The organism is Thalassotalea sp. ND16A (genome assembly GCF_000764205.1).
Lineage (GTDB): Bacteria > Pseudomonadota > Gammaproteobacteria > Enterobacterales > Alteromonadaceae > Thalassotalea_A.
Map to the genome: position 1 here is coordinate 1 of NZ_JQDZ01000119.1, position 26,971 is coordinate 26,971.

Below are 26,971 nucleotides of genomic sequence, written 5' to 3' on the forward strand. Positions count from 1 at the left end.
GTTTCGTTACTCACACCTCAACCGAAGTCGAAGCGCAATAACTAAAACGTACTAATCATTCTTTATCGCTAAAATAAATCCTGACTAATATGTTTGTGTGTTCATTCATCATTAAGTAATTATGTGTTCTCGCCGTAAAGCAAAGAACTATGTAAATTAATCTCAATGTGAGTGCCCACACAAATTGCATGATAACTAATTGTTAAAGAAGCTTTTAACTTAAAGTTAAAAGATAGAGTCAGTCGCATTCGCTGCCCTTGGTATTCAATCTTTCTTGCTTGGAACTGGCTAGTAGCCTTGCCCGAAGCGGATGCGAATTGTACGTCATCCAGTTTTGATGTCAACATGTTTTTTGAAGTATTTCGCAATTAATTTTAAAAGCGTATTTTCAAATTTTTGTTGATTGCTTATTTATCAAATATGATGAACAAACGATTCAAAACCCTTACCAGGTTCTCTCTTAACTTTCGTTGAGAAGTGCTTTGGAAGTGGATGCGCATTGTAGGGATTTTTGCGGAGCCGTCAACACCTTTTTTCACTTAAATGAAAAAAAACGTTTAACTGTTCATTTATTCAACAAAAACATAGCGGTTTATGCGATTTTTACAGCACCACCGCTAAAGTTAGTCCATTTTACATGAGCTGCCGCCTTATTTATCTCTAAAATGCAAATTATATTGTTTTTGTTTTATACTTATTAGCCATAATAGTATGTGTTTGCTATTGTTTATTTATCAAGCAAGTAAAATGTTTGATTAATAATAATTAAATTGTTTAAGCTTCTGGAGGGTTAGTTAAGGGATGAGTATATACAGACAGTTATTGATCTTAACGGTGATTTGCTCTTTTTCTCTTGTACAGGTTAACAATGCGCAAGCAAAAGATGTAACCGTTTATCGGTGGGTTGATGAAAATAATGTCGTACATTATAGTCAGCACGAACCGATTTCAGATGACTTCACAACTATACAAGTTGATACCGCCTACTCACCTGTTCAAGCACCGTTGAAAGATACCGCCTTAGCAGGTGATGAAGAAAGCAAGAACAATCAACTTGCCCGCGCCTCAGCAACTAAATGCAAAAATGCGCAAACAAATTTTCGCACACTATCCGATTTCGATAAAATAGAAGTTACCAGCGAAGATGGCAAATCACGTTTACTTAGCGGTTTAGAAAAACAGCAACGATTGCGCCTCAGTGAAAAAGAGGTGGAGCTCTACTGTGACTCCGGTAAGTAAACAATATTTTCTTACTGTCACATCAGTGCTCCATCATCTCACCTCCTTAAAAACCTGAACCCGGGCTAATGAGTGCTTGATATTACCTTTAAACCATCAAGTTAACTGTTACCTGCAAACTGTTTAAAATAGTATTGAGCAAATACGGCTTATCCCGAGTTCAGGTTAGTTAATCATTAATTTACCTTCGCTATCGACATCAATGGTTATGGTAGATTCTGGTAAATATTTTCCGGCGAGTAATTCTTGTGCTAATGGGTTTTCAATATTACGTTGAATGGCTCGCTTTAACGGTCTTGCCCCAAATACCGGGTCAAAGCCCGACTCTGAGACTTTTGCCAATGCATCATCACTGATCTCCAGTGAAAGTTGTTTTTCAGCTAACCGTCCTGCCAAAATCTTAATCTGGATGCTGGCTATTTGCTGTATTTGCTCCGCATTTAACGGATGGAAGACCACAGACTCATCAATTCGATTAATAAATTCAGGTTTAAAGTGCTGGGCAACCACGGCCATTACCGTATCACGCATTTGCTCGTAATGACTTTCGCCAGCCATTTCCTGAATAATATCTGAGCCCATATTGGAGGTCATAATAATTACCGTATTACGAAAATCGACCGTACGGCCCTGACCATCCGTTAAGCGGCCATCGTCTAATACCTGTAATAAGATGTTAAACACATCTGGGTGGGCTTTTTCAATTTCATCGAGCAAAATAACGGAATATGGTTTTCGCCGAACCGCTTCGGTAATATAACCACCTTCTTCATAGCCAACATACCCAGGAGGAGCACCGATGAGTCGAGCGACAGAATGCTTCTCCATAAATTCAGACATATCAACACGTATTAATGCCTGTTCACTATCGAATAGGAATTTTGCCAACGCCTTGGTAAGTTCTGTTTTCCCTACCCCTGTTGGCCCTAGGAACATAAATGAGCCTATCGGTTGGTTTGGATCAGACAGCCCGGCACGAGAGCGACGTATGGCATTTGATACGGCGGTTAATGCCTGACTCTGGCCTATCACTTGCTTTTTCAAGTCTAGTTCCATGTGCAATAATTTGTCGCGTTCACCTTCTAGCATTTTCGCAACGGGAATACCGGTTGCCTTCGACAAGACTTCCGCTATTTCTACATCGGTAACTTTATTTTTCAGTAATTTAAGATCAACCGCATCGGCATTTGCCGCGTGTTCAAGCTGTTTTTCTAATTCTGGAATTCTGCCATATTGCAGTTCTGACATACGATTTAAATCGCCAGCTCGTTGCGCAACTTCCAAATCAAGTCTTGCCTGTTCAATGTCGGCTTTAATGGTTTGAGCACCGTAAAGAGAAGCTTTTTCCTGTTTCCAAACCTGTTCCAATTGATCATAACGGCCCTGGATGTTGTTAATTTCTTCTTCCATCAATTTCAAACGTTTTTGTGATGCGGCATCCGTTTCTTTTTCAACCGCTTTTTGTTCAAGTTTCAATTGGATTAAACGACGTTCTAAGCGATCTAAATCTTCCGGTTTTGAATCCATTTGCATGCGAATACTGGACGCGGCTTCATCAATTAAGTCGATTGCCTTATCGGGTAATTGCCGATCACTAATATAGCGATGCGACAAACTGGCTGCGGAAACGATAGCAGGATCGGTAATGTCGACTTTGTGATGTAATTCGTATCTCTCCTTTAAGCCACGTAAAATGGCGATGGTGTCAGCTACGCTTGGCTCTTCCACCAGTACTTTTTGAAAACGTCTCTCTAATGCCGCATCTTTTTCAATATATTGGCGATATTCATCGAGGGTAGTGGCGCCAACACAATGTAAATCACCACGGGCCAATGCCGGTTTAAGCATATTGCTGGCATCCATGGCGCCGTCAGATTTACCAGCACCAACCATAGTGTGCAGTTCATCAATGAATAAAATGATCTCGCCTTCTTCTTTGGCAAGCTCATTCAGTACCGCTTTTAATCTTTCTTCAAATTCACCACGATATTTGGCACCGGCAATTAATGCCCCCATATCCAGTGACAGCACTTGCTTGTTTTTTAACCCTTCGGGCACTTCGCCATTAATAATGCGCTGCGCCAGGCCCTCAACAATGGCCGTTTTGCCAACACCTGGCTGGCCTATCAATACCGGGTTATTCTTGGTGCGACGCTGCAACACCTGTAGGGTACGACGGATTTCTTCATCGCGGCCAATCACCGGATCCAATTTTCCTTGCTCGGCACTTTCCGTTAAGTTCACCGTATACTTATCAAGCGCTTGTCTGGTATCTTCGGCATTGGGGTCATCAACGGTTTGCCCACCGCGAGCTTTTTCTATCGCTTGTTTGATCTGCTTTTCTTTAATTGCCAATGTTTTTAATAACTGCCCTAGCGGCCCTTTATCTTGCAGTGCCGCTAGCAAGAACATTTCCGATGAAATGAATTTATCTTGCTGTTTTTGTGCCAACTTATCGCACAGGTTTAATAAACTTGCCAATTGAGTGGAAACTTGTATTTCACCTCCAACCCCTTCTACCTGAGGTAATTGCTCCAACATCTGCGTTATTTTAGTTCGCAGACTACTGATATCGACAGCGCAACTTTTCAAAATGGGCAGCACCGAGCCACCTGACTGATTCAGTAAGGCCAACATTAAATGGGTCGGTTCAATAAATTGATTGTCTTTGCCAAGGGCTAATGACTGAGCATCGGCTAAGGCTTGCTGAAATTTTTGGGTAAGTTTGTCAATTCGCATCAAACAACTCCTAATAATTAACCACAAATTACCTATGGTTTTTAACTGTTATAGTAAATAGATAGGAGCGAAGGATTCACTTTTCAATGGGTAAACCCTAAATACCCAATTAAAACACTATAAATGTTAATTAGTTAGCTATTAATACAAATAACGGATGCCATCCGGCCGGTTTGGCCGTCACGGCGATAGGAAAAATAGGTTTGAGGATTTGTATAGGTACAATCTGCCATTGCAGAAATAGTCGTTATGCCTAATTGTTGTAACTGTATGCGCGCTATGGCGTGTAAATCTGCCAAATATTTGCCATCTTTAACGGCGCTAAAGGCTGCTGCAAATTGCTTATCCAGTTGACAAAATTGTTGCTTTACTTCGCTACCGACTTCAAATGCACTTGGTCCAATACACGGCCCCAACCATGCGAATAGCTGGGAACTGGGTGTCGCAAACTTTGCCACGGTATTTTCAATGATTTTGCCAGCCAACGGGCGCCAGCCCCCGTGAATTGCGGCTATTTCAGTCGCTTTTTGATTCACCAATAAAATGGGTAAACAGTCGGCTGTCAATATTGCCAGCGGCAGGTTCGCTTGCCTGGTGTATGCGGCATCGGCAGTTACCGGTTCGGTGGACCAGGTATCAATAGTAACCACAACATTGGAATGTACTTGATTTAACCATTGAATGTGCTTGGCAGAAGAATTGCCGAGTTTGCTAAGTAAAATATCTCTATTTTGTTGGACCGCCTGTAGAGAGTCGTTGACATGACTGCCCAGATTAAATGAATCATAGGGGCTTAAGCTCATACCTCCCTGGCGGGTAGTGGTTACCGCCAGCACACTGTCAGGTGCTGGCCAGGATATCTTAGCTATTGCAGGAATAAGTTAATACTCTTCTTTATAATTAAGCTTGGCATCTTCTTTTAATGCATCCGCAATGGCCACCATGTCATCGGGTACTGGTGCATGCCATGTCATTAATTCACCGGTTACCGGATGGTATAACGATAGCATGGCGGCATGCAATGCCTGGCGTTTAAAGCCGCGCAGCATATCACGTAATTCTTCAGTTGCACCTTTTGGCGGCCTAGGTCTGCCACCGTATACGGGGTCGCCAACAAGTGGATGGCCAATATGAGACATATGCACACGAATTTGGTGAGTACGACCGGTTTCCAGACGCAAGCGTAAACGGGTATGAAGTCGATATTTTTCCACCACTCGATAATGGGTTACTGATGGACGACCCGAAAAAGTTACCGCCATATGGGTTCGCTTAGTTGAGTGGCGGCCGATTGGCTCATCGACTTTTCCACCAGCGGTCATGATGCCATTGGCTATGGCTTCATATTCACGGGTAATTTCCCGGGCTTGCAGCGCATCGACTAAGTTTGTTTGTGCGGCAATGGATTTAGCCACTATCATTAATCCGGTGGTATCTTTATCAAGGCGGTGAACGATGCCTGCTCTAGGCAACAAATCTTGTTCTGGGCAGTGATGCAACAACGCATTTAATACTGTTCCATCGGGGTTACCGGCACCTGGGTGAACGACTAAACCAAATGGTTTGTTGATCACGATAATGTCATCATCTTCATAAACGATATTTAGCTTAATGTCCTGGGCTTGATGATGAACTTCCGTTTCCAGCTCTGCATTTAAAGTGATCTGTTCACCACCTGCAAGTTTTACTCTCACCTTAGTGATCACTTCACCATTTACTTGTACTTTTCCATCTAAAATCCAATCTTTTAAACGAGATCGTGAATAATCGGGGAACATTTGGGCAATTGTTTGATCTAAACGTTTGCCGAGGCAAGAATCGGGAACGATATCTTGGTGTTGAATTTTTTCAGCCATTAAAGTCTCTGTTAAATAGCACTGTGCAATACACAAAAGCTAGGTTAGAATGCATTTATATATATTTTACCTGCTTTATGCAGGGCTTTCATAATTATTTTTAAAGGGTCGCTACAGACATCCTACTATATGATCAAGTTTACAGTAAAAATCGCTACCGTATTATTATTCTTAACTTTAACGGCTTGTTCCTCATCGCCAGAAAAAATAGATAAAGTGCCTGACAAATCCGCGCAAGCCTTGTATCTGGACGCCAAAGGTGCGCTTGATAATGGCTTATACCAAAAAGCGATTCCTATTTTATCGGCGATCGATTCGAGATATCCATTTGGTGCCATTTCTCATCAAGTGCAGCTCGATTTGATTTATGCGTATTATAAATCAGGGGATGTTGCTCAGGGTACCGCATTAGTCGACCGTTTTTTACGGTTAAACCCTGGTCACAAAAATATAGATTATGTGTATTACATGCGAGCATTGATGAACTTGTCACTGGAAGAAAACTTATTTCAGGAAATGGCTGGCATCGACCGCAGTGACCGCGACCCAAAGCATTCCCGTTCGGCATTTGATGATTTTAGAACGATTTTAACGCAATACCCGGAGAGTAAATACGCAAGTGATGCGCGAAAACGTATGATGTCGATTAAAAGCCGTTTAGCCGATTACGAATTAGCCGCCGCGCGTTTTTTCATGAAACGTAAAGCCTTTGCCGCGGCAGCAAACCGTGGACGATACATTGTTGAATACTTTGGCCCGGGAAAACAAGTTGAAGAAGCTCTGGTTATTATGATTGAATGTTATGAAATTTTAGGTTTGGATGATTTAAAACGTAATGCTCGTCAAGTACTTGTTCTAAACTATCCAAATAATCCTGCAGTTAAAGGGTTGTAAAATAGGTACAAGGTACGAGGTACAGGGTACGAGGTACAGGGTACAAGCAGACCGGGGAAACGTAAGGTTTAGGGTAATGTTTCTTGAATGTGCTACGAGCTTCGGCTAACTGGCAACGGGCAGAATATTTTATGTCACCTGGCATACCACCTTCCCAGACTTACCCTGATAAAGACAATACCGACTTCTATCGCTAATGGGATCTGCTCGCAGCCCGTGGCCAGCAGCTAAACGGTAGGTACAGGGTACAAGGTACAAGGTACAAGGTACAAGGTACAGGGTACAGGGTACAGGGTACAGGGTACAAGCAGCATTGTTGAGGCCCCAAGTTTGTTTACAACACTAACTTGGGGCCTTTTTCATACAATCAAAGCAAATAGTTAAAAATACAAGCGCTCGCTGTCAACTTGGGAGGTTCCAAAGCAAGTTTGGAATGACGGAGTATTTTTTCTAGAATTTATACCCTTTTCAGAAAACTTACACCACGGCATCCCTGATTTATTCAGGGACCTCCTGTCGCGTATAGTGCGTAGATTAACTTAAGTTGAAAACCAAAAAAGAGCGACAAAATTGCACGCTCTTTTTGCACATTTTCAACATCGATGGTGTATAACAGATGTTTAATTGAATTTATCTAAATCGCCGCTTCATCTTCTTCACCGGTGCGAATGCGGATCACTCGTTCAACATTGGTGACAAAAATTTTGCCATCGCCAATTTTACCGGTTTGTGCGGTTTCAATAATGGTATCGACACAACGCTCAACCTCATCATCGGCAACAACGATTTCAAGTTTCACCTTCGGCAAAAAATCCACCATATATTCAGCTCCACGATATAATTCGGTATGGCCTTTTTGACGACCAAAACCTTTTACTTCTGAAACTGTCATACCGGTGATGTTAATTTCTGCCAACGCTTCGCGCACGTCATCCATTTTAAATGGTTTGATTATGGCTTCTATTTTTTTCATTTGCTCTACCAACTATTGTATTTATTGACCATTTTAACCAAATTATTGCCCAGATAAATAGCTCTAATATAAAATATTTAGAAAATAGGCGAATATCATAGTCAGCAGAAATTAACATTGATAAACTTAACGGCAATATATGGCTATAGCTTAAGGACTTTTCATGAACCGCCAAACTATCATTAACGAAATGAAAGTGTTGCCCGAAATTGATGCAAATTTTGAGATCCGCCGTCGCGTTGATTTCATCAAACAACAGTTACTCAGCTCAGGTTTAAAACATCTAATTCTTGGTATCAGCGGTGGCGTCGACTCTTCAACCTGTGGTCGTTTAGCCCAGGTAGCAGTAAATGAGCTCAACGAAGAGCATAACCACGGTTTTAAGTTTATTGCAGTACGTTTACCTTATAACGTGCAGGCAGACGAAGACGATGCGCAGTTAGCTTTAGAGTTTATCAAACCAAGCCAAACCCTATCTACCAATATCATGGCCGGCGCTGATGGCATACATCAAGAAGCGGTTAAGGTGTTAACCGAATCAGGCTTGCATGATGGCGATGATCATCAATTAGATTTTTCGAAAGGCAATGTAAAAGCGCGTACCCGTATGGTGATGCAATATCATATCGCCGGAATTTTAGGTGGGCTGGTCATAGGGACCGATCACAGTGCGGAAAACATTACCGGTTTTTACACCAAATGGGGTGATGGCGCCTGTGATATGGTGCCATTATTTGGGTTAAGTAAACGACAAGTGCGGTTGTTGGCGAAAACACTTGATGCGCCGGAAAAACTGATTGTAAAAGCACCAACGGCTGATTTAGAAGAACTGGCTCCTGGCAAAGAAGATGAAGCGGCTTTAGGACTTAGTTATGATGATATTGATAGCTTCTTAGAAGGCAAAGAAGTCAGTACTGATGTCGTGGATAAATTGGTTTCTATCTATAACAAAACCCAACATAAGCGTCAGCCTATTCCTACCATTTATGATTAATTTAACTTGAAGCAATAAAAAAACCGCTATCTAACGGTTTTTTTTATTGCTTCAACTTAAGCTGAACTCGAGTTCAGCTTAGTTACAACTTTTCGCAAACGTGGCATCAACATTGATGTTTCCAGAAGAAACACTAATGAGTTCCAGCGTTGCTTTGCTGCTGCCTTCGGTAACCGCTATTGTCCCACCCAGGTTATCACTAGGAGAACCAAGACAAGCAACTTTTTTACTTGCTGAGTAGCTGAGTGTTCCTGACCAGTAAGTTGCGAGATCAAACTCCAGGCTCGAACAAGTATAAGTTGAGCCAGATACAGTACAACTGCCACCAGTCATTGACACGTAGTCAAAGCGACCGGCACCTGACTGGATAATATTACCGGTGATGGTAACGGTTCCGAGTACTGGATCTGGTCCCGGATCTGGGTCAGGAGCGGGATCTGGATCTGGATCAGGTATTACGCCGTCTTTGGCTGCACAATTAAAGGTAGCTAATCCCTGGTCTGCAGTTATCGGATTGGCGCCGCTATAAAACAACTGATAATTGCTGCAATTAATCACCGATAAGTCCGGTGTTATCTGGATGTATCCAGTCCAGCCCTCGCCCCAGTCATACACTTGGCATTGATAAGAAATTTGATACTTGCTACCAACTAACTCAGGAGCGAATGTTTCACAGTTGTAAAAACCATCGGATGTGTAGGCTTCGATGGCCGATATTTGAGTCAATAACGAGCTATCGGCATCAATATGAATACTGCCATTAATGCTGTGTTGTGCAGACGGCGGATCACTTGGATTAAATGGACAATAATTGTCGATTGCATAACCAAAAGCCTGCAACTTGGTATTATCAACCCAGGTGTCATCTTGATTTAAACAAACAAAATCGGTCGGTACACCGGTAAATAAATCACCATCCGTTCCATATAGGTTTGCGTCGGTATGAAACATCGGAGCGGCAAGTTTTTTAGCATCCGTAACACATTCGGCACCATCGGTACTGGTTAAACTGGCAATGACAAAGTCATGGCCTGCTTGCCCTTCTTCCGGCAATTTGAGGGCATCGGCTACCCCGACAGAGTAATAAATGGTATCGCCATTGTTGTCGGCAACTTTTGTCGTACCATCACTTTCATAGCCGAACGCCATACCACGGTAAACTCGTCTGATGGCAACATTGGGCGTTAATGACGCATGACTGGCAGTAGGGTCGCCCATACAAGCCGAAATTGGCCCATCGACCAATATACCGATATTGCCATGCCAGCCCCCACCTAAATAACAGGTGTATTGAAAGTACTCATAATCATTATTCGCTGTGGTTAACGCCCTAGTCGTGGCAGCGTTTATCTCAAATGGCTGATTATCAACCACATAATAACTCTGACAATAGGCCGCATCGGAAGCGATAACATGAACTTGACCAATGTCCATACTCGATGAGTGTCGGTCAATATATACCGTCCCAGAAATCTCAACAAAGCCGGTACAAGGCACATGGGTTCTTTCATTATTGTTGTCTATTTCACAGGCATCCTCTAAGGTTAAAACCACATCGCTACCAGATAACAGCAGTAAATCGCCATCGCCCTTATCCAATAACCCGGTAGTGTCACCATTGCCGTAAACTACATTTTTTAATAATTCCTCATCGGTAATTTTACCTTTACCTAAAGTGGCTCGCCCCGTAGCAGAACGAACCATAGGGCCGGTAGCCGCGCTAGTATCCAAATTTCCTGACAGACTCGTTGAGTGCCAGGTTAATTCGGTTTCAAGGGTAACGTATTCGCTGACATCGGCAGTGGTTTTCCAGGAAACTTGTACGCTAATAAATTTAGTATTGTCATTATCGGTGATTTTTTCCTGGCGAATGAACAGCGCATTTACGCCACTATGGCGGGTGGCATTGGCAAACTCGGTGCTCGCTGGAAATTGTTGTTCAAACGCTTCCTCATCAGGCGCTAAGTCGGAGAAATTGCGCATTTGCTCCAGTCGCTCCTGGGCAAGTACTATCGCTTCGCCACGATTTTTATTATCATTGCTATCGCTGATCACTGAGCTATGAAAGGTGGCCATAGTTAACAAGCCGGTAGACAAAATCACTAAAGAGACCAATACCTCAACCAGACTAAAGCCGCTATTTTTCATAAAATTCATCTGCGTCATTTTTAAAAGTCCTTCCAACTGCCCGAAGAAATTGCACGTGGGCCAATAGACTCAAGGCTTTCGAGTAACCTGGAGTTGTAGTAAATGTCCAAACTGCCGTTACCAGTATTTGCCTGGCCTGCAGTAACCATGGCGCCATGTAAGGTCATATTGCCAGTGCCAGTTACATTTCCCATGACAAACAAAATGCCATAAAAATGTGGCGTCCCTTTAAAAGAGGCATCACCATTAATAATGACAATCGAAGGATACTCATTTGCTGCTGCGCAAACATTATTGCCCGTCACTTTGGTCGCACAGCCTACGCTACCACCATTTTCGCTAACATTACCCTCATACCAAACCACTTCATTGAGTGCCATATTAACGCAACCGCCCCAGGAGTTTCCGCAATCACCGGTTGCTTGGCCAGGGTTGTTGGTGTCGACAATTCTGGTGGCCATGGTCTCTTTATAAGCCGCTGGCGTCATACCAAAAAAATTGGCAAACATTTCAGCAGCAGTTAAATTTGCTAAATCTGAGTCATGCTCAACGATATCAAGGCCTGCCATGTCACGGTTTGATGATTCAATGGTGGCGCATTCGCCGGGGATATCCATACAAGCAGGGTAATTTGTGCCATTTGGATCGGCAATTAGGGTTTTGGTCGAATTATTCGAGCCCACATCAACATTGCCGCCACTCCAAATGGTACTGTGGCCTTCACTGTTGTGCACCGTGCCAGAGCCGCCAATAGCGAACGCACCTTTAGTACTAATAGGGTTATCCGGAATATTGGGAATGGGATTCAGCGCAACCACATCGGAAGCTATGGTTTTGCTTGCGGTGCCATCGGCACTTGTGCCAGTGGATGAGATGCCAATGGCAATTAAGCCATCAACGTCGATTTCGGTTAAGGTTACTGCAAAACTGCTGTCTGCAAGTGTGCCACGAAAAGAATCATCACTACCGTCGACGATACTGGCGAAAATCTGGTATTTTCCTTCGGCGGTATTATCAATAATACCTTTGATAAAGTATTCTTGTGCCACGGCATAGCCGGCTTCTGCCGCTTCAAATGCCTGCTTGGCACGAATACTATTATTGGTTAACTTTTGTTCAAACAATAACGTGCGGGCCAGATAAATAGATACCGCGCTAATTAGAATCAATAAAATGATCGACAGAGCCAGTACCACCATGCCTTGTTGTTTGGTACTTTTATTCCGGCCACATTGGGATGATGGTAAGATTTTCATTAACGAACCCTCACCAAATCATTTCTCACTCTTATCGACTGGCTATATTGCGCTTTTACGTTAGCATCATTTTTTAATGAGCCTCCCAATGTTATCAATATTTCCCGGGTTTCTACCGTGACATGGCCTGCAGCTGCGGCGACCCTATAGCAATCCTTTTCGCTCTCATCATCAACGTCATTATTGGTGTCATTATCCGAGTCACTACCATCGGGTTCAGAAGAGTTCGCACAGCTTGAATTGCGAGGGTTAAATGTTAAGGTGTCGATTTGGTATAAATCATCATCACTTAAATCGTACCAGTTGCCATTAGTACAACTGTCGCCCTGGGTTACAGAGCCAGATGAACGCACTTGTACTGTCCCGCCATTCAGGCGAAAACCATAGTATTCATAACGACTGGAACTATTATCAACCAGGCCATCTTCATCCCGATCATAACTATATAAAATGCAGCTTCCATCGATATTACTGTCTTCAACAATTTTAGTCTTATCTGTCACCGACTTTACTATCACTAACCGCGAATCATCAACTTGATTAAAAGGGTTATCGGTTGGCGCCAACAGGTTGCTATTCGACCAGTATCCCGCGCGGCGGATGTCATCGGCCATAATGCCCATGATGGTCATCAATTGGCTGTTTAGTTTGGTATTTTTCAGAGTATCAGAGCTGCTAGTCACTACGGCAAGGTAAATCGAAGTTAGCCCGGAGAGAACAATTAAACCAAAGACCATGCTGAGCATTAATTCAATTAAAGTAAATCCAGCCAGCGTGTTTTTATCAGTTCTCATTCGCAATCCAATTCCGCAACAGGCTAACGGCGCTTAAAGTAATAATTATTCGAAAGATGAAAATAGCTGAAAAACGGTTTAGAACGGCAAAATTCAAACAACAATGTAGACCATTGATATTGCCCGAAGAGAAGTACTGTTTGCTGAATAAATTAAATAACACCATTGAGAATTGCAACTCTTATAAACCATTACACTATAAATTAATTAAACAAAGAGTTGAGTTCTTGAAATAAAAGGCGCGCGCAGATAGAGAGCACTTAAAACAACAATGTATTTTAAGCTAGGTCAATACCCAATCTGCTAGTCTACGCTAACAGACCCGCTTCCTTTGTATTGCGAACAAATAACATTTCTACTACCCAGTCACTTAAAGGTACAAACGCTATTGTTACTCTCCATTAAGGTTAACTTATCATTAAATGATGAAAACCCCAAATTTAAATTTTTCTGTGACGAATACAAGAAAAAAAACCGTTACCAACAGGTTTCCGGCGCTTTCACCCCTTTGGGCTGTGAAGGACTGACAGCTAAGGTCATCTTTTTGCAACGGGTATCATTTAGCTGAACGCCTTGTGCCGTCGCCGTTAACGTGTAGGCATTGCCAGTGGCACCGCTAACGCTCAAGGCATAATAGCCATTTTCGCTGCTACTCGTGCCTTTTACCTTTTTATTGGCACAATCGCTGACGCTGCCTATGCCACTGGCATAAGTGGTGCAGTTGCCGCGCAATTTACTCTGCGCTAAACTCAGTTCCATCAATGCGCTATGGGCGTCGGCTCGTCTCGACTTATTCATCATATCCATAAACGATGGGTAAGCGACGCCTGCAATGATGCCGATAATTACCACGGTTATCATTAATTCGATTAAGGTAAAACCTTTAGTTTGATTATTGTGCATTAACCACAATCCTTATAATTTGCAATATCATCGGAACAAATTTTGATGTTTCCGATCATTGAAAGGGTGAAATTCACTTCGTTGCCCAAAGCCGAGGTTAAGGTGTAGTAGCGCATTTTAACATTGGTGGTGCCTCTGACGGGATCAAACGTAATTGCATCTACTGATGATGAGCTGTAGGTACGTTTCAGAGTAATTTCTTCAAATTCACTGCCATCGATACGATGCAAAACCAGATCGTTGGCGGCAGTGAAGTCACCATCGCCATCGTCAATGGTCAATACACATGCTTTTGCCGTTACGTTGGAAGTGACTTTAGGATCGCAATACTGCCCGGCACTCATGCCAAACTGCCAGTCTTTTGTTCCCAATGACGCGGCACTCCAGTATATGGGCTCAGATCGTGTCAGCGCTTCTGAGCGAGCCAGTTGCAAGTTCGAATACAATTCTTCGCTGGCACTGACTAATTTTTTATCGGAAAAAGATTGCAAAAAGCTAGGCGCTGCAATACTTGCCAATATAGTCAAAATGAGGATGCTGAACAGAATTTCCAATAAAGTAAATCCGCGTATTTTTCTCATAGTTTAATATCCCGATTTAGAAAAACGGTTGTTATTAGATCTTCCTTGAAAGCGCAATATTCTATCCTATAGAACGCAGTTACATTATTATTAGCCGCGCTTTTAAAAATGATGATAACACAGCGCAAACAGCTGTTTTGATAAAATTGGACAAAAAAAATAGAAATTTGGGCTATTTTGAACTATTACTTAAAAGTGAATTTAATTAACAAGGATGTGATTAAATGGCTTACTTACCCTCGCCCTTCTTATCTATACCAACCCACGCACATAAACGACAACGTGGTTTTTCTTTAATGGAAGTATTGATTTCAATACTGATCATCACCTTTGGCATGTTTGGCGTTGCCAAGTTGCAACTGAATGCCCTGCGCGATGTGCAAAATGCTCATTACGCCAGTAAAGCCGCAAGTTTTGCCACGCAAATGGCAGAGCAAATAACGACCAATAAGACCGCCCTGGCACATTATCAACTCGCGGCTAATCAACAAGTAAGCGCATCAGTAAATTGCAGTGCCACTTCCTGTAGCTCTGCCAATATTGCTAAATACGATTTACAACTCTGGCAACAAAAAATTGCCAATGCTTTGCCTTTTGGTCAGGCAGAGATAATCGCCACGGCCCATACTGCAAAAATTATTGTTCGCTGGGATCAAAATCGTGATGGTTCTAGTGGCTTGAATTGTCCGAAGAAAGACAACAATGATCTTGAATGCACTAGGATCAGTCGGGTGCTATGGTGATTTATGCGGTTACAAAAATTCTCATATCGCTATGGTTTCACCATTGTCGAAGTCATGGTGTCACTTTCCCTTGGATTATTTTTACTCAGCGTCAGCGTGCAGGGACTGCTCAGCGTTAACAAAAGCTTTATCAATATTCAGCAAACAGTAAAAATGCAGGAAACGGCAAGATTTGTGTTCGCCTTAATTGAGACTGACATAAAACAAAGCCGCTACTGGAATAATATCCTGCCCTTTAGTACGTTTGCCGGCAGTGCTGAATTAACCGACGCGACACAAACCACCTGCATTGAATCAGGTACCAGTTGGGGCCGACAATTACAGCAACCGGTGTTTGCCATCAACAATTCGGCCACAGGTTATGCCTGTATAAAAAATGATGATTATCTTATTGGCGACATATTAACCCTCAGATATGCCAGCACAGAGCCATTTGGCAGTTATGATAATGAACAAATTTATCTGCGTAGTGACGGTGCAAGTCATAGGTTATTTATCGGCCGAGATAGAAATTTAGCCATTAATAAGGACTTAACCAACCCGTTAACTCAACAAGTCGTCGCCCACAGTTATTACATTGGCGACAGCCAAAGGCAATGCCAGTCTGAAAACATACCGTCGTTGTATTGGCAAACTCTGGTCAATGGCAGGCCGCAACGGGAAGAATTACTCAGTGGTGTCGAACAATTACAAATTCAGTTTGCCATCGATAGCGATCTTGATAACATCGCCAACAAGTATGTTAATCCCGATCAGGTATCGAACTGGCGCAGAGTATTAAGCGTAAAAGTGGACTTATTATTAAGAAGTGACTGTCCGGATAAGGCACATATTGACAATAAAAATTATCCGCTTGCCGACATTAATTATCAGGTAAACGATAACTTCCACCGCTTGCATTATCAGTACACGTTTAATTACCATTAATAAAAGGATTTATTGATGTATTTACCAGACAATAATACTGCTAACAAAGCCATCCCCCATGGCTTAGTCTTGGCGAGCAATTTGATCATGCTGTTATTGGTAACCTTAATTGCCACAGCACTGTTTAAAAATGGTTTAAACCAAAGCCAAATGAACAATCATTATCAGCTACAACTGCTCAGTCAAAATTTATCTCATCAGGTGACTGCCCAGGCTAAATCGTATATTCAGTCGTTGCTCGATAATAATGTCGATTTAACGGTACCAGACATAGGCTTTTACCCTGAGCACTCCGCCTTATATTTAACTGATATCAATTGGCAAGATAACAACGCCGTCTTAATAGCAACGTCAATGACTGCAGGGAAAGGCCAATATGTGGTGCTCTACTTAGGTATAACCTCGAAATTGAGCCAGCCACTTATCGGTAGTGAACACCATCTGTTCAAATTACTGCTGCACACAGAAACGGCAAAAGGTGGTGAGTACCAGAGTCAGCAATTTCTCACGTTTTTAGTCAATTAACGCGGTTTACCAGTTGATAACTTTTCGGAGGTAATTTATGCAGCGCAAATGTGATGAAATCAATAAAGTGGCTTACAGAGTACCGAATAACAGTCATCTCGGCTTTACGTTATTGGAATTGATGATTTGTTTAGTGATAATCGGAATTTTAAGCAGTATCGCCTATGCTAACTTTCAAGACTATGTACGAAAAGTAAGGCGCAGCGATGCGACAACCAAATTGATGCATCTGGCCGTCTTAGAAGAGAATTTTTATAATCAAAACATGCAGTATTCTAATGACATTAGCGCTGTTTCCGGCTTGAATCATAAATCATTATTAACCGATGATGAGTTTTATCAACTCAGTGTTATCGTGAAAACTCACGCCAATGATGGAGTCGACAGCTTTATTCTAAAAGCAACAGCCAGAGCCAGTCAGAGTAAAGATACAGCTTGTTTCAGCTTTAGCCTGTCAAATTTAAATGAGAAAAGTGCACTAAACAGCCAAGGTGTGAGCAATAATAATTGCTGGTATTAGGCTTATCCCGAGCTCAGGTTACCCTAACAACTAACTTCCTTTCCCGCAGCATCTTCATGAATACCATTGTTATCATGGTCTTTTGATAATCGAATGCGGCCTGAACGAGTCACAATTAACGCACGATTGTATTTCAACGTCGGTTGATTTGCACAAATTCGAAACGTGCCATTTTGATTCCAGGTAAAACCATTTTGTTGAAATTGGATATATTTGCGATTTTGAAAGGCGCGCCAGGTCAATAATTGCCGATGTTGAACAGCGCCAACCACTTGCAACAAGAGTTCACTAGTATCTTTTGCATGGTCACGATTATTGTCGATAAACAGTATCGCCCCATCGGTCCACTTTTTACCACAAGAAATGCCATTGCTACTCGGGCAAAGCGTGACTATATTGCCACTGGTAATTGCCGTTTGGCGGGCAAGATTTAATGCCAATAACCACTTATCCACTTCGGTTTTCATATAGTGGCGCTGGATCAGATCTTGGTACCTTGGCATGCCAATGGTGAGCAGTGATGACATAATGGCCACGGTAACCATAAGTTCGATCAACGAAAAGCCTAAGCAGGGGATTAATTTGCGGGTAGTAACTTGTTTCGAATAGGACAGGTGTTGCTGTTTCATCATTTAGCCTCCTTGCTGATATACCAATCGGCATAAATAATGAATTGTTCATTTACTTATGCAGATTGGGATACTGATGAATACAGTATAGTTCAGTTTGCGCTTAAAACATGTGAAATTGCCGCGTTATCTCAGTTCGGCGGGAACCGCAAATACGGTCGTTTCTTCGCGACCGGGGTTTTCGATGACGACTTTGCCGCCCATGGCTTTTAGTTTTTCAACAACTTGCGCAACCAATACTTCCGGCGCTGAGGCACCAGCCGTGACGCCAATTTTTTCAGCCTTTTTTAACCAGCTAGGATCAATGTCTTCGGCACCGTCGATCAGATACGAGGTAATGCCCATTTTTTCCGCTAATTCGCGTAAACGATTTGAGTTAGAACTGTTTCTGGCACCTACCACCAATAACAAATCGGCTTTGCTGGCAATGGAGCGAACCGCATCTTGCCGGTTTTGTGTGGCATAACAAATGTCATCCTTGCGCGGGCCTTCGATGTTTGGAAATTTAGTCCGAAGCGCATCAACCACTTCCGAGGTATCATCCACCGATAATGTGGTTTGTGAGCAATAAAACAAAATATCTGAATTTTTTACGATAAGGTTTTCAACATCCAGCACCGATTCAACCAGGTAAATACCGCCAACTATCGATTCGTATTGCCCCATAGTGCCTTCCACTTCGGGGTGGCCAGCGTGACCAATAAGAATACACTCATGATTTTTACGCGATGCACGGGTGACTTCCATATGCACTTTGGTAACTAATGGACAGGTGGCGTCAAATACTTTTAAGCCTCGGTCTTTGGCTTCTTTACGCACCGCTTTCGACACACCATGTGCAGAAAAAATTACGGTGTTGTCATCAGGCACTTCGTCCAGTTCATCAACAAATATGGCGCCCCGCTGTTTTAGGCCATTAACGACAAATTTGTTATGAACCACTTCGTGACGAACATAAATTGGTGCGTCAAAGATATCTAAAGCTCTATCAACAATACTGATAGCTCTATCAACACCGGCGCAAAAACCTCTAGGGTTCGCTAATATAATTTCCATAATACTTTTCTTTTCGATGTGCGACTCGAGTCGCCACTACAGTTTACATACGACACAAATTGCCGTAGCCGTGAAAATGCGAATAAAATTCGCACTATACTAAATTATAGAATGTCGACCACGTCGATGGCAAAGGTAATTGCTTGCCCAGCTAAAGGGTGATTAAAATCGACGGTAACCGATAAATCGTTTACTTCACGAATAACGCCGGGTATTTCACCACCCGGTTGGCTGAACGTGACAATGCTGCCCACTTCGGCTGGTGTTTCACTGTTAAATTTTTGTCGATCCAAATAATGGATATTATCCGGGTTCACGTCACCAAAGGCATCTTTTGCCTCTAACGTAAATTCTTTGCTGTCACCTGCCGTTAAGCCTAACAATTGCGCTTCAAACGCTGGCGATAAACTTTGATCGCCCATCTTTACTTTTGCCGGTTTGTTGTTCACTTTCGTGCTGTCAGCCGCTGAACCATCGGATAGCTTCATGGTGATATGCATTAACAAATTTGAATCGCTTTTAATGCTTTTTACTTCATTTGCCTGTTCAGACATACTACTTTACTCCCGAGTCAGAGTTATCTAACTCCTTTTTGTGTTCATTCTTGTCGGTGATTGGGTCGTTGCTGGTGTCGCCATTTTTGTTGCCGCTTTTATCATCGCTTTTGTCACCATAGAACAAAGCATCGAAGATCATTAAACCAGCTCCGACAAAAATCGCCGAATCGGCAACATTAAAGGCAGGCCAATGTTTGCTGCCATAGTAAAAGTCGAGGAAATCGATCACATAGCCAAACAGCATACGATCGATCAGATTGCCAACCGCACCACTTAAAATTAACGCAAAGGCAATGGCAATCAACTTATCTTGTTTCGGCGTTTTCGCCATCCAGACAACCAATAATACACTGACTACCGCGGCAATGATGGTAAAAAACCAACGCTGCCAGCCCCCCTGGTCAGCTAAAAAACTAAACGCTGCGCCAGGGTTATGTACATAGGTTAAATTAAAAAATGGCATTATCGCAATACTTTCACGATAATCCATAAACGCCACAACGGTGTGCTTAGTCACCTGATCTACAATAAGCAAAATGATTGCTAACCATAACCAACGTAAGCCAGTGTTTTTAAACACAGAATGATCAGACATTCTAATACAACCTTTTTTCTACAGCTTTAGTCAAAATAACGATACTAACAATTAAGCAAACTGACGAACTTCGCCATCGCCTTCAATATTGCTAATACAACGGCCACAAATATCACTGTGCGCATCATTTGTGCCTACGTCATCGGTATAATGCCAACAACGCTCACACTTAGTACCCGTTGAAGCGGTAACCGATAACCACAAACCGGCTAATTCGGTGGCGCTAGCTCCCTCAGGTTGTTCATCAACGATTTCTACCGCTGCAGTTGAGGTAATTAAGGCAAAACGTAACTCTTCACCAATGGCCAATAATTTATCCGCTAATGCTTGGTTCGCATATAAGGTTACGTTCGCTTGTAATCCGGCACCAACCACTTCTTCGCGACGAGCGAGCTCCAGCGCTTTGTTCACTTCAGTACGCACCGCTAATAAACTTGCCCAGAAATCATTATTTAATGCCGCATTTTCTGGCAGTTTTTCAACCCCATCAAACCATACGCCAGTGAACACAAATTCATCACGCTTACCCGGCAATGCCGCCCAAATTTCTTGCGCGGTAAAGCTTAAAATTGGCGCCATCCAACGCACCATAGCCTCGGCAATCAGATAAAGTGCCGTTTGACATGAACGACGAGCAACACCATCGCTTTTAGCGGTGTACTGTCTGTCTTTAATAATATCTAAATAGAAACCGCCGAGCTCATTAGTACAAAAATTCATGATTTTTTGCACTACCGCATGAAACTCATAGTTGTCGTAAGCTTCGATGATTTCTTCTTGTAAATCGGCCGCTTTGCCTACTACCCAACGATCGAGTGCCACCATATCATCGAATGCCACCGAATGCGTTTCTGGTTCAAAGCCATTAATGTTGGCTAATAAAAAACGAGAGGTATTACGAATACGACGATAAGCATCGGCTTGACGTTTGAATATTTCATCCGATACGGTGATTTCTTGCGTGTAGTTAACCGAAGCAACCCACAAACGTAAAATGTCGGCGCCTAATTTATTGGTAATTTCACTCGGTGTAATCACATTGCCCAATGATTTAGACATCTTGTGGCCTTTAACATCAACAGTGAAACCGTGAGTTAACACTTCACGATACGGCGCTTTGCCGTTCATCGCTACCGATGACATCATTGACGACATAAACCAACCACGGTGTTGATCACTGCCTTCTAAGTATAAATCGGCAATATCATCAAACTCATCACGAGCATCAACCACAGAGTAATGAGAGACGCCAGAATCAAACCAAACATCTAAGGTATCTGGCACTTTAACGTATTCATTGGCGTCTTCACCGATTAATTCTTCCGCTTCTAAATCAAACCAGGCCTGAATGCCTTGCTGTTCAACTTTAACGGCAACTTTTTCAATTAACGCGACTGAATCTGGGTGTAATGCACCGGTGTCTTTATGTACGAATAATGCAATTGGTACACCCCAGGTACGTTGTCTTGAAATACACCAGTCAGGGCGACCTTCCACCATTTTTTCAATTCGGCTTTGGCCCCAATCCGGGATCCATTTCGTTTGTTCAATCTCAGTTAATGATTGTTGACGCAAGCCTTTATTATCCATAGAGATGAACCACTGCGGCGTCGCTCGGAAAATAATTGGCGTTTTATGTCGCCAACAATGCGGGTATGAATGCTCATACGCATGATGATGCATTAACGAACCATGTTCTTTTAAGGTTTCAACCACACTAGCATTTGCTTTAAACACGTGTTGGCCAGCAAATAAAGGGGTATCGCTAAGATAAACACCGTTAGCGCCAACTGGGTTAGCGACTTCTAAACCATAGTTACGACCTACATTGAAATCGTCTACACCATGGCCAGGAGCGGTGTGTACACAACCAGTACCAGACTCGGTAGTTACATGGTCACCCAAGATCACCGGGACGGTGAAATCATAAAATGGATGATTTATTTGTACGTTCTCTAAGGCATCACCGTTACAGAAACCCAGGGCATGATACTTATCAATACCGAAGCGATCCATACAATCAGCCACCAAGTCAGATCCTAAAATTAAGCGCTGTGGCCCTTGCTCACCTTCTACCTGAACTAAGGTATATTTCAAAGCCGGATTTACCGATACTGCTCGGTTTGCCGGTAAAGTCCATGGCGTGGTAGTCCAAATCACAATTGCTATCTGGCCTTCACCTACATGCCCTTCAGGGTGTGAGAATAAATCGGCAACGGCATCATCACAGTTAAATTTAACATCGATGGCAGGCGATACCTTATCTTGATACTCCACTTCGGCTTCGGCTAATGCCGAACCACAATCGGTACACCAGTGCACAGGTTTAAAGCCCTGATGTAAATGTCCGTTCTCGGTGATTTTTCCTAAAGCACGAATAATGTTGGCTTCGGTGTTAAAATCCATGGTCAAGTATGGGTTGGCCCAATCGGCAAAAACGCCTAAGCGTTTAAAGTCTTCACGCTGGCCGTCCACTTGTTTTGCCGCATATTCACGACATTTTTGACGGAACTCACTGGCGGTAAGTTTTTTACCGGGCTTGCCCCACTTTTTCTCAACCACTAATTCAATCGGTAAACCGTGACAATCCCAGCCTGGTACGTATGGAGAGTTAAAATCGGAAAGCGTTTTTGCCTTTACAATCACATCTTTTAATATTTTGTTTACCGAATGACCTAAATGAATATTACCATTCGCATACGGTGGGCCATCATGCAAAATAAATGATTTCTTGCCTTTTTTGGCAGCACGAATTTGACCATACAAGTCTTTTTCGGCCCATTCTTTCAGCATTTTAGGTTCACGCTGTGGCAAGCCACCACGCATTGGGAACGCAGTGTCTGGTAAGTTTAAAGTATGTTTATAATCACTCATTAAATCATTTATCCGTTAGTATGTTTATACCCGCTCCACTTCAAGATGCAGGTTTCAGAGTTCTTGAGCGATGCCAATACAAGGCGCAGTTATGTAGAAATGGTTATTCCCTTTCAAATAGCTGCAACGACGTAGTGGTATTGCTCAAGTACTTCTTCGATGGGTTTAAAAGCAATTTATGCCGCGTTATTAATTTTAACAATGGAACAACCATTCTCTAAATTTAATGCCTTGCCTAAATTGCTTTTAACTCCCACTGAAATCCCGCATCTTGAAGTGGAACGGGTATATACCAATTAATTTGAAACCAAAGCCTGCACAAAGGCGCGGGCCTGTTCACTATCTTTTGTAATTTGTGCGGTTAACTCGTCTAAAGAGGCAAAGCGCTGTTCTGCACGCAGTTTCTTTAATAATGCCACTTCAATCGGTTGACCATACAAGTTATTGTTAAAATCAAAAATATGCACTTCAAGCTGCTGTCTTATGCCATTCACCGTTGGTCTGGAACCAATATTGGCGACGCCATAAAATTGCCTACCTAAAGCATTAATGCTTACTACGTATACCCCGGCAACCGGAGAGACGCAACGTTTAAGTAATACGTTCGCGGTAGGAAAGCCTAAGTTTCTACCTTGCTTATCGCCATGCACGACACGGCCAATAATACTGTATTTTCGGCCCAGCATTTGTTCGGCTTCATGCAATTCGTTTTGTTGCAATGCTTTGCGAATTTCAGTACTGGAAATTCTGCAGTCAAGCATTTTATAACTGGCAGTATCGGTAACTTCAAAGCCAAATTTGCTACCGGCAGATTTGAGCATAGCAAAATTGCCAAGACGATTTTTGCCAAAACGAAAATCATCACCAATGATTAAATGCTTAACCCCAAGCTGCGCCACTAATAATTTTTCAATAAACTGTTGCGCCGTTTGGCTGGCAAATTCATGAGTAAAGTTCACACAAATGAGACGCTGTACGCCAAGTTTTTTTAATAGGGTATATTTATCCCTTAACCGAGATAATCTTGCTGGCGCCATTTGTGGATTAAATAGCTCTTGCGGTTGTGGTTCAAACACCATCACTGCCGGGATCAAGTTTAGCTTTTTAGCTTTTGCAACCAGGGCGGTAACCACTCTTTGATGACCCAAATGGACACCATCAAAATTGCCAATGGTCAATACACAACCATTATGCGCATCGCGAATATTGTGTACACCTCTAACTAATTGCATCTATTGAAAAATCCCGACTCACCTTGATGAGTATATTTAGCCTATTAAAAACTGACAAATTATATACCCGTGCTACCTCAAAGTGCAAGATTTCAGTGGGAGTTAAAAGAAATTTAGGCAAGGCATTGAACTTAGACGACACCATGGATGGTGGAGGTAGGGCGACTCAGGAGACAAAGCCGAGAATGGTTTATTCATTGTTAAATTTAATAACGCGGCATAAATTTCTTTTAAACCCACCGGAACGGAGTGTCTGAGCAATCCCACTTCTTCGTTGCACCTATTTGTAAGGGAGCACCATTACTGTATAGCTGCGCCTTGAATTGAAATTGCTCAGTCACTCAAAACGTATTTTAAACATGCATCTTGAGGTAGCACGGGTATATAAGTTTATACGCCACTGTGAATTAATAATCAGCACTTTCGCATAAGATAATAGGCTTTTGGTGGCAATTTTGCTCAAAGCTTGGGATTTTCCATCGCAAAACAGTTATTTGACCAGAGCAATCAGCTTTTGCTAACAAAATGATGTAAACGAATGCCCATAACGACGCAACTGATTAAATAGCTTGCTGCACCGACCAAAATTAACCAGATCAACTTTATCGCTTGTTCAGTAAAAGATAACGGTAACCAAGCATCAAACGAGGGCGATAAGTAATTTATCACTGCCGCCATAGCTAGGGCTGCGACTATTAGGCGGATGATCACCAATAAGGTCTGTTTGCTTAGCTGGTAAATGCCTAATATTTTTAAGCCTCGATACAATAAAAAACCATTTAACGTGGCCGATAACGCCGTTGCTATGGCCAGACCAACATAGCCAAACACAGGTGCTAACAGTAAATTAAACACCATATTGGTGACCATGGCGATGATGCCAATTTTCACCGGCGTTTTGGTATCTTGGCGTGCATAATAGCCAGGCGCCAAGACTTTAATGAACATAAAACTGAGCAAGCCGCTTAAATACGCGTAAAGGGCATAGGACACTTGGAACACGTCATTTTGGCTAAATTCACCACGCATAAACAGCACCATAATGATAGGCTGTGCCAGTACCATAAGTCCGGCCATTGCCGGCCAACCAAGTAAGCTAACTACCTTTAATGCCCAATCTAAGGTTGAGGAAAATTCTTCTGGGTTTTGCTTGGCGTGCAAGCGCGACAAACTTGGCAATATTACGGTGGCAATACCAATTCCGAATAAGCCTAACGGAAATTCTAATAATCTATCCGCATAGTAAAGCCAACTGATGGAGCCGGTGATTAAGAAACTGGCAATTAAGGTATCAAGCAATAAATTTATCTGCGTAACCGAAACACCAAACAGTGCCGGAATTAGTAATTTTCGTATTTTTTTAACGCCTGCATGATGCCAACCCCAGCTAGGTTTGACTAAAACACCGGCTTTCAGCAAAAACGGAATTTGGAATAAGAACTGAGCTAAGCCACCGAGGAACACTCCCCAAGCTAGTGCGAAGGCCGGTTGCTCAAATGATGCGGATAAATAAATTGCCGCAGCAATAATACAAACATTTAACAACACCGGGGTAAACGCGGCAGCAGCAAATTTACCTAAGGTATTTAACACCGCTCCTGCAAGGGCAGTAAAACTAATAAACCATAAATACGGAAAGGTGATAGTTAATAGCGATGATGCTAAATCAAATTTATCGGCATTAGGACCATCATTGAGCCAGTCTAAAAACCAGCCAAAACCAAATAAAGCAACAAATAACGGCGTAGCAATCATGCCAAACAAGGTCACAAGAGAGACGATAACACCTAAGGTACCACTTACTTTGCTGATCAGCTCTCGAGTCTCATTGCCGCCATTTTTATCATCCGCTTCCTGATATTCGCTTAACACCGGCACAAAGGCTTGTGCGAATGCCCCTTCGGCAAATAATCGTCGTAAAAAATTGGGGATTTTATTGGCAAAGAAGAACACATCGGCACCTGAGCTGGTGCCTATTTTATCGGCGATAACAACATCGCGCACCAGGCCAAGAACTCGGGAAATAAGCGTCATAAAACTGACGATGAGGCCTGACTTAAGCAATTTTTTACTCAAAAATGTGACTCCTTTATTATTATCTATGAGTTTTTAGTAAATTTTGGTCGAGAAACTTAGCGCTTAGCGGTTAATAATGTTATCATCCCTGCCCTTGTTTGCCACAGTAAAAACCGTATTAAATGTCAAAAAAATACGTTATTGGTTAATTTATCAATAAAAGGTTTGACATAACGGTTTAAAAAAGGCATATTTCGTCGCCTTAAATTATGGCTATATTATTTTATTTTTAGGAGTTCACCTTGGCTAACTCAAAGTCTGCTAAGAAGCGCGCTGTACAATCAGAGAAGCGTCGCCAACACAATGCAAGTCGTCGTTCAATGATGCGCACTTATTTGAAAAAAGTTATCGCTGCTATTGAAGCTGGTAACAAAGAAGCTGCAACAAAAGAGTTTGCTGCTGCTTCTCCAATTTTAGATCGTTACGCAAGTAAAGGTTTAATACACAAAAACAAAGCTGCTCGTGTTAAGAGCCGTTTAAATGCAAAAATTAAAGCTCTTTAATTAGAACTTTTGCATTAACAAAGTTTTGAAAATACCGCTTAATTGCGGTATTTTTTTGTCTGAAAAACAAGGTACGGGGTAAGGGGTACAAGGTACAAGCAGTCTGGCTGAATGTTCGGGTTGGGTTTATGTATCTTGGATGTGTTGTGGGCTTCGAGAAACGAGAAACGAGATACAGGTAGGATATTTTATCTATGCTCATTTTGAATTTAGGAGGTCCCGTGGCAAGCACGGGATGCCTGTTATTAGCTTTTGTCAAATTTCTAAGCTGGAAAAGCTATGTTTGGATCATATTTTTTGTGATTCACCATTATCTGGTACGCTATCCTCAATATCTTTTTCGCAAGAATGCAAAGT

General features: G+C 42.4%; 24 protein-coding genes. 8 read left to right on the forward strand and 16 right to left on the reverse strand.

Going from position 1 to position 26,971, the window contains the following annotated elements; genetic code table 11:
* Nucleotides 1-801: 801 nt before the first annotated feature.
* Nucleotides 802-1,239, forward strand: coding sequence for a DUF4124 domain-containing protein (locus ND16A_RS01960; RefSeq protein WP_033079132.1), 438 nt, complete (start codon nucleotides 802-804; stop codon nucleotides 1,237-1,239).
* A 165-nt stretch (nucleotides 1,240-1,404) separates the two neighbouring features.
* Here the strand turns inward: ND16A_RS01960 and clpB are convergent, their stop codons facing one another.
* From clpB to rluD, 3 genes are all read right to left on the reverse strand, one after another.
* Nucleotides 1,405-3,978 (reverse strand): ATP-dependent chaperone ClpB, encoded by a 2,574-nt coding sequence (gene clpB / locus ND16A_RS01955; protein ID WP_033079133.1) that lies wholly within the window; start codon nucleotides 3,976-3,978, stop codon nucleotides 1,405-1,407.
* Nucleotides 3,979-4,112: 134 nt separating this feature from the next.
* On the reverse strand, nucleotides 4,113-4,814 hold the full coding sequence (gene pgeF / locus ND16A_RS01950) for a peptidoglycan editing factor PgeF (RefSeq protein ID WP_268746323.1): 702 nt from the start codon (nucleotides 4,812-4,814) through the stop codon (nucleotides 4,113-4,115).
* Nucleotides 4,815-4,859: 45 nt separating this feature from the next.
* Entirely contained in the window at nucleotides 4,860-5,834 is a 975-nt protein-coding gene (gene rluD, locus ND16A_RS01945) for a 23S rRNA pseudouridine(1911/1915/1917) synthase RluD (RefSeq protein WP_033079135.1), read from the reverse strand.
* Nucleotides 5,835-5,963: 129 nt separating this feature from the next.
* On the opposite strand from rluD, the gene ND16A_RS01940 reads away from it, so the two are divergent.
* The gene (locus ND16A_RS01940; protein WP_033079136.1) at nucleotides 5,964-6,728 is read left to right on the forward strand and encodes an outer membrane protein assembly factor BamD; all 765 of its coding nucleotides are present in this window, start codon (nucleotides 5,964-5,966) and stop codon (nucleotides 6,726-6,728) included.
* Between the two features lie 634 nt (nucleotides 6,729-7,362).
* On the opposite strand, the gene glnB is transcribed toward ND16A_RS01940, so the two are convergent.
* Nucleotides 7,363-7,701: a nitrogen regulatory protein P-II gene (gene glnB, locus ND16A_RS01935; protein ID WP_033079137.1), complete on the reverse strand. Its 339-nt coding sequence runs from the start codon at nucleotides 7,699-7,701 to the stop codon at nucleotides 7,363-7,365.
* Between the two features lie 163 nt (nucleotides 7,702-7,864).
* Between glnB and nadE the strand changes: the two genes are divergently transcribed.
* Entirely contained in the window at nucleotides 7,865-8,695 is an 831-nt protein-coding gene (gene nadE, locus ND16A_RS01930) for an ammonia-dependent NAD(+) synthetase (protein WP_033079138.1), read from the forward strand.
* A 78-nt stretch (nucleotides 8,696-8,773) separates the two neighbouring features.
* Here the strand turns inward: nadE and ND16A_RS01925 are convergent, their stop codons facing one another.
* From ND16A_RS01925 to ND16A_RS20420, 5 genes are all read right to left on the reverse strand, one after another.
* Complete coding sequence (locus tag ND16A_RS01925; protein ID WP_033079139.1) at nucleotides 8,774-10,861, reverse strand: type IV pilus modification PilV family protein; 2,088 nt, start codon at nucleotides 10,859-10,861, stop codon at nucleotides 8,774-8,776.
* A gap of 2 nt (nucleotides 10,862-10,863) precedes the next feature.
* On the reverse strand, nucleotides 10,864-12,099 hold the full coding sequence (locus ND16A_RS01920) for a PilX N-terminal domain-containing pilus assembly protein (RefSeq protein WP_033079140.1): 1,236 nt from the start codon (nucleotides 12,097-12,099) through the stop codon (nucleotides 10,864-10,866).
* On the reverse strand, nucleotides 12,099-12,893 hold the full coding sequence (locus ND16A_RS01915) for a PulJ/GspJ family protein (protein WP_033079141.1): 795 nt from the start codon (nucleotides 12,891-12,893) through the stop codon (nucleotides 12,099-12,101). Before ND16A_RS01915 ends, ND16A_RS01920 begins: the two co-directional genes overlap by 1 nt.
* Nucleotides 12,894-13,370: 477 nt before the next feature.
* Nucleotides 13,371-13,796, reverse strand: coding sequence for a type IV pilin protein (locus ND16A_RS01910; RefSeq protein WP_033079142.1), 426 nt, complete (start codon nucleotides 13,794-13,796; stop codon nucleotides 13,371-13,373).
* On the reverse strand, nucleotides 13,796-14,377 hold the full coding sequence (locus ND16A_RS20420) for a GspH/FimT family pseudopilin (RefSeq protein WP_081945688.1): 582 nt from the start codon (nucleotides 14,375-14,377) through the stop codon (nucleotides 13,796-13,798). The genes ND16A_RS01910 and ND16A_RS20420 overlap by 1 nt, the downstream gene beginning before the upstream one ends.
* Before the next feature lie 224 nt (nucleotides 14,378-14,601).
* Between ND16A_RS20420 and pilV the strand changes: the two genes are divergently transcribed.
* Genes pilV through ND16A_RS01890 form a run of 4 tightly spaced genes read left to right on the forward strand, consistent with a single transcriptional unit; the run spans nucleotide 14,602 to nucleotide 17,092 of the window.
* Nucleotides 14,602-15,120: a type IV pilus modification protein PilV gene (gene pilV / locus ND16A_RS01905; protein WP_081945689.1), complete on the forward strand. Its 519-nt coding sequence runs from the start codon at nucleotides 14,602-14,604 to the stop codon at nucleotides 15,118-15,120.
* 3 nt (nucleotides 15,121-15,123) lie between these two features.
* Nucleotides 15,124-16,047 carry a PilW family protein gene (locus ND16A_RS01900; protein WP_033079144.1) on the forward strand — a complete coding sequence of 308 codons (924 nt, stop codon included), beginning with the start codon at nucleotides 15,124-15,126 and terminating at the stop codon, nucleotides 16,045-16,047.
* A 15-nt stretch (nucleotides 16,048-16,062) separates the two neighbouring features.
* Nucleotides 16,063-16,572, forward strand: a complete 510-nt coding sequence (locus ND16A_RS01895; protein WP_033079145.1) for a hypothetical protein — start codon at nucleotides 16,063-16,065, stop codon at nucleotides 16,570-16,572.
* A 37-nt stretch (nucleotides 16,573-16,609) separates the two neighbouring features.
* On the forward strand, nucleotides 16,610-17,092 hold the full coding sequence (locus ND16A_RS01890; protein WP_033079146.1) for a type IV pilin protein: 483 nt from the start codon (nucleotides 16,610-16,612) through the stop codon (nucleotides 17,090-17,092).
* A gap of 23 nt (nucleotides 17,093-17,115) precedes the next feature.
* Here the strand turns inward: ND16A_RS01890 and ND16A_RS01885 are convergent, their stop codons facing one another.
* The 7 genes from ND16A_RS01885 to murJ all read right to left on the reverse strand — a co-directional run bounded on the left by ND16A_RS01885 (nucleotide 17,116) and on the right by murJ (nucleotide 26,111).
* Nucleotides 17,116-17,724, reverse strand: a complete 609-nt coding sequence (locus ND16A_RS01885) for a GspH/FimT family pseudopilin (RefSeq protein ID WP_033079147.1) — start codon at nucleotides 17,722-17,724, stop codon at nucleotides 17,116-17,118.
* 123 nt (nucleotides 17,725-17,847) lie between these two features.
* Nucleotides 17,848-18,777, reverse strand: a complete 930-nt coding sequence (gene ispH / locus ND16A_RS01880) for a 4-hydroxy-3-methylbut-2-enyl diphosphate reductase (RefSeq protein WP_033079148.1) — start codon at nucleotides 18,775-18,777, stop codon at nucleotides 17,848-17,850.
* Between the two features lie 104 nt (nucleotides 18,778-18,881).
* Nucleotides 18,882-19,331: an FKBP-type peptidyl-prolyl cis-trans isomerase gene (gene fkpB, locus ND16A_RS01875; RefSeq protein ID WP_033079149.1), complete on the reverse strand. Its 450-nt coding sequence runs from the start codon at nucleotides 19,329-19,331 to the stop codon at nucleotides 18,882-18,884.
* 1 nt (nucleotide 19,332) lies between these two features.
* Nucleotides 19,333-19,929 carry a signal peptidase II gene (gene lspA / locus ND16A_RS01870; RefSeq protein ID WP_081945690.1) on the reverse strand — a complete coding sequence of 199 codons (597 nt, stop codon included), beginning with the start codon at nucleotides 19,927-19,929 and terminating at the stop codon, nucleotides 19,333-19,335.
* 51 nt (nucleotides 19,930-19,980) lie between these two features.
* Nucleotides 19,981-22,803 carry an isoleucine--tRNA ligase gene (gene ileS, locus ND16A_RS01865; protein ID WP_033079150.1) on the reverse strand — a complete coding sequence of 941 codons (2,823 nt, stop codon included), beginning with the start codon at nucleotides 22,801-22,803 and terminating at the stop codon, nucleotides 19,981-19,983.
* 296 nt (nucleotides 22,804-23,099) lie between these two features.
* Entirely contained in the window at nucleotides 23,100-24,035 is a 936-nt protein-coding gene (ribF, locus tag ND16A_RS01860) for a bifunctional riboflavin kinase/FAD synthetase (protein ID WP_033079151.1), read from the reverse strand.
* A 507-nt stretch (nucleotides 24,036-24,542) separates the two neighbouring features.
* Nucleotides 24,543-26,111, reverse strand: coding sequence for a murein biosynthesis integral membrane protein MurJ (murJ, locus tag ND16A_RS01855; RefSeq protein WP_033079152.1), 1,569 nt, complete (start codon nucleotides 26,109-26,111; stop codon nucleotides 24,543-24,545).
* 242 nt (nucleotides 26,112-26,353) lie between these two features.
* Here murJ and rpsT point away from each other — a divergent pair, with 242 nt between their 5' ends.
* Nucleotides 26,354-26,614 (forward strand): 30S ribosomal protein S20, encoded by a 261-nt coding sequence (rpsT, locus tag ND16A_RS01850; protein WP_033079153.1) that lies wholly within the window; start codon nucleotides 26,354-26,356, stop codon nucleotides 26,612-26,614.
* The last annotated feature ends 357 nt before the right edge of the window (nucleotides 26,615-26,971 follow it).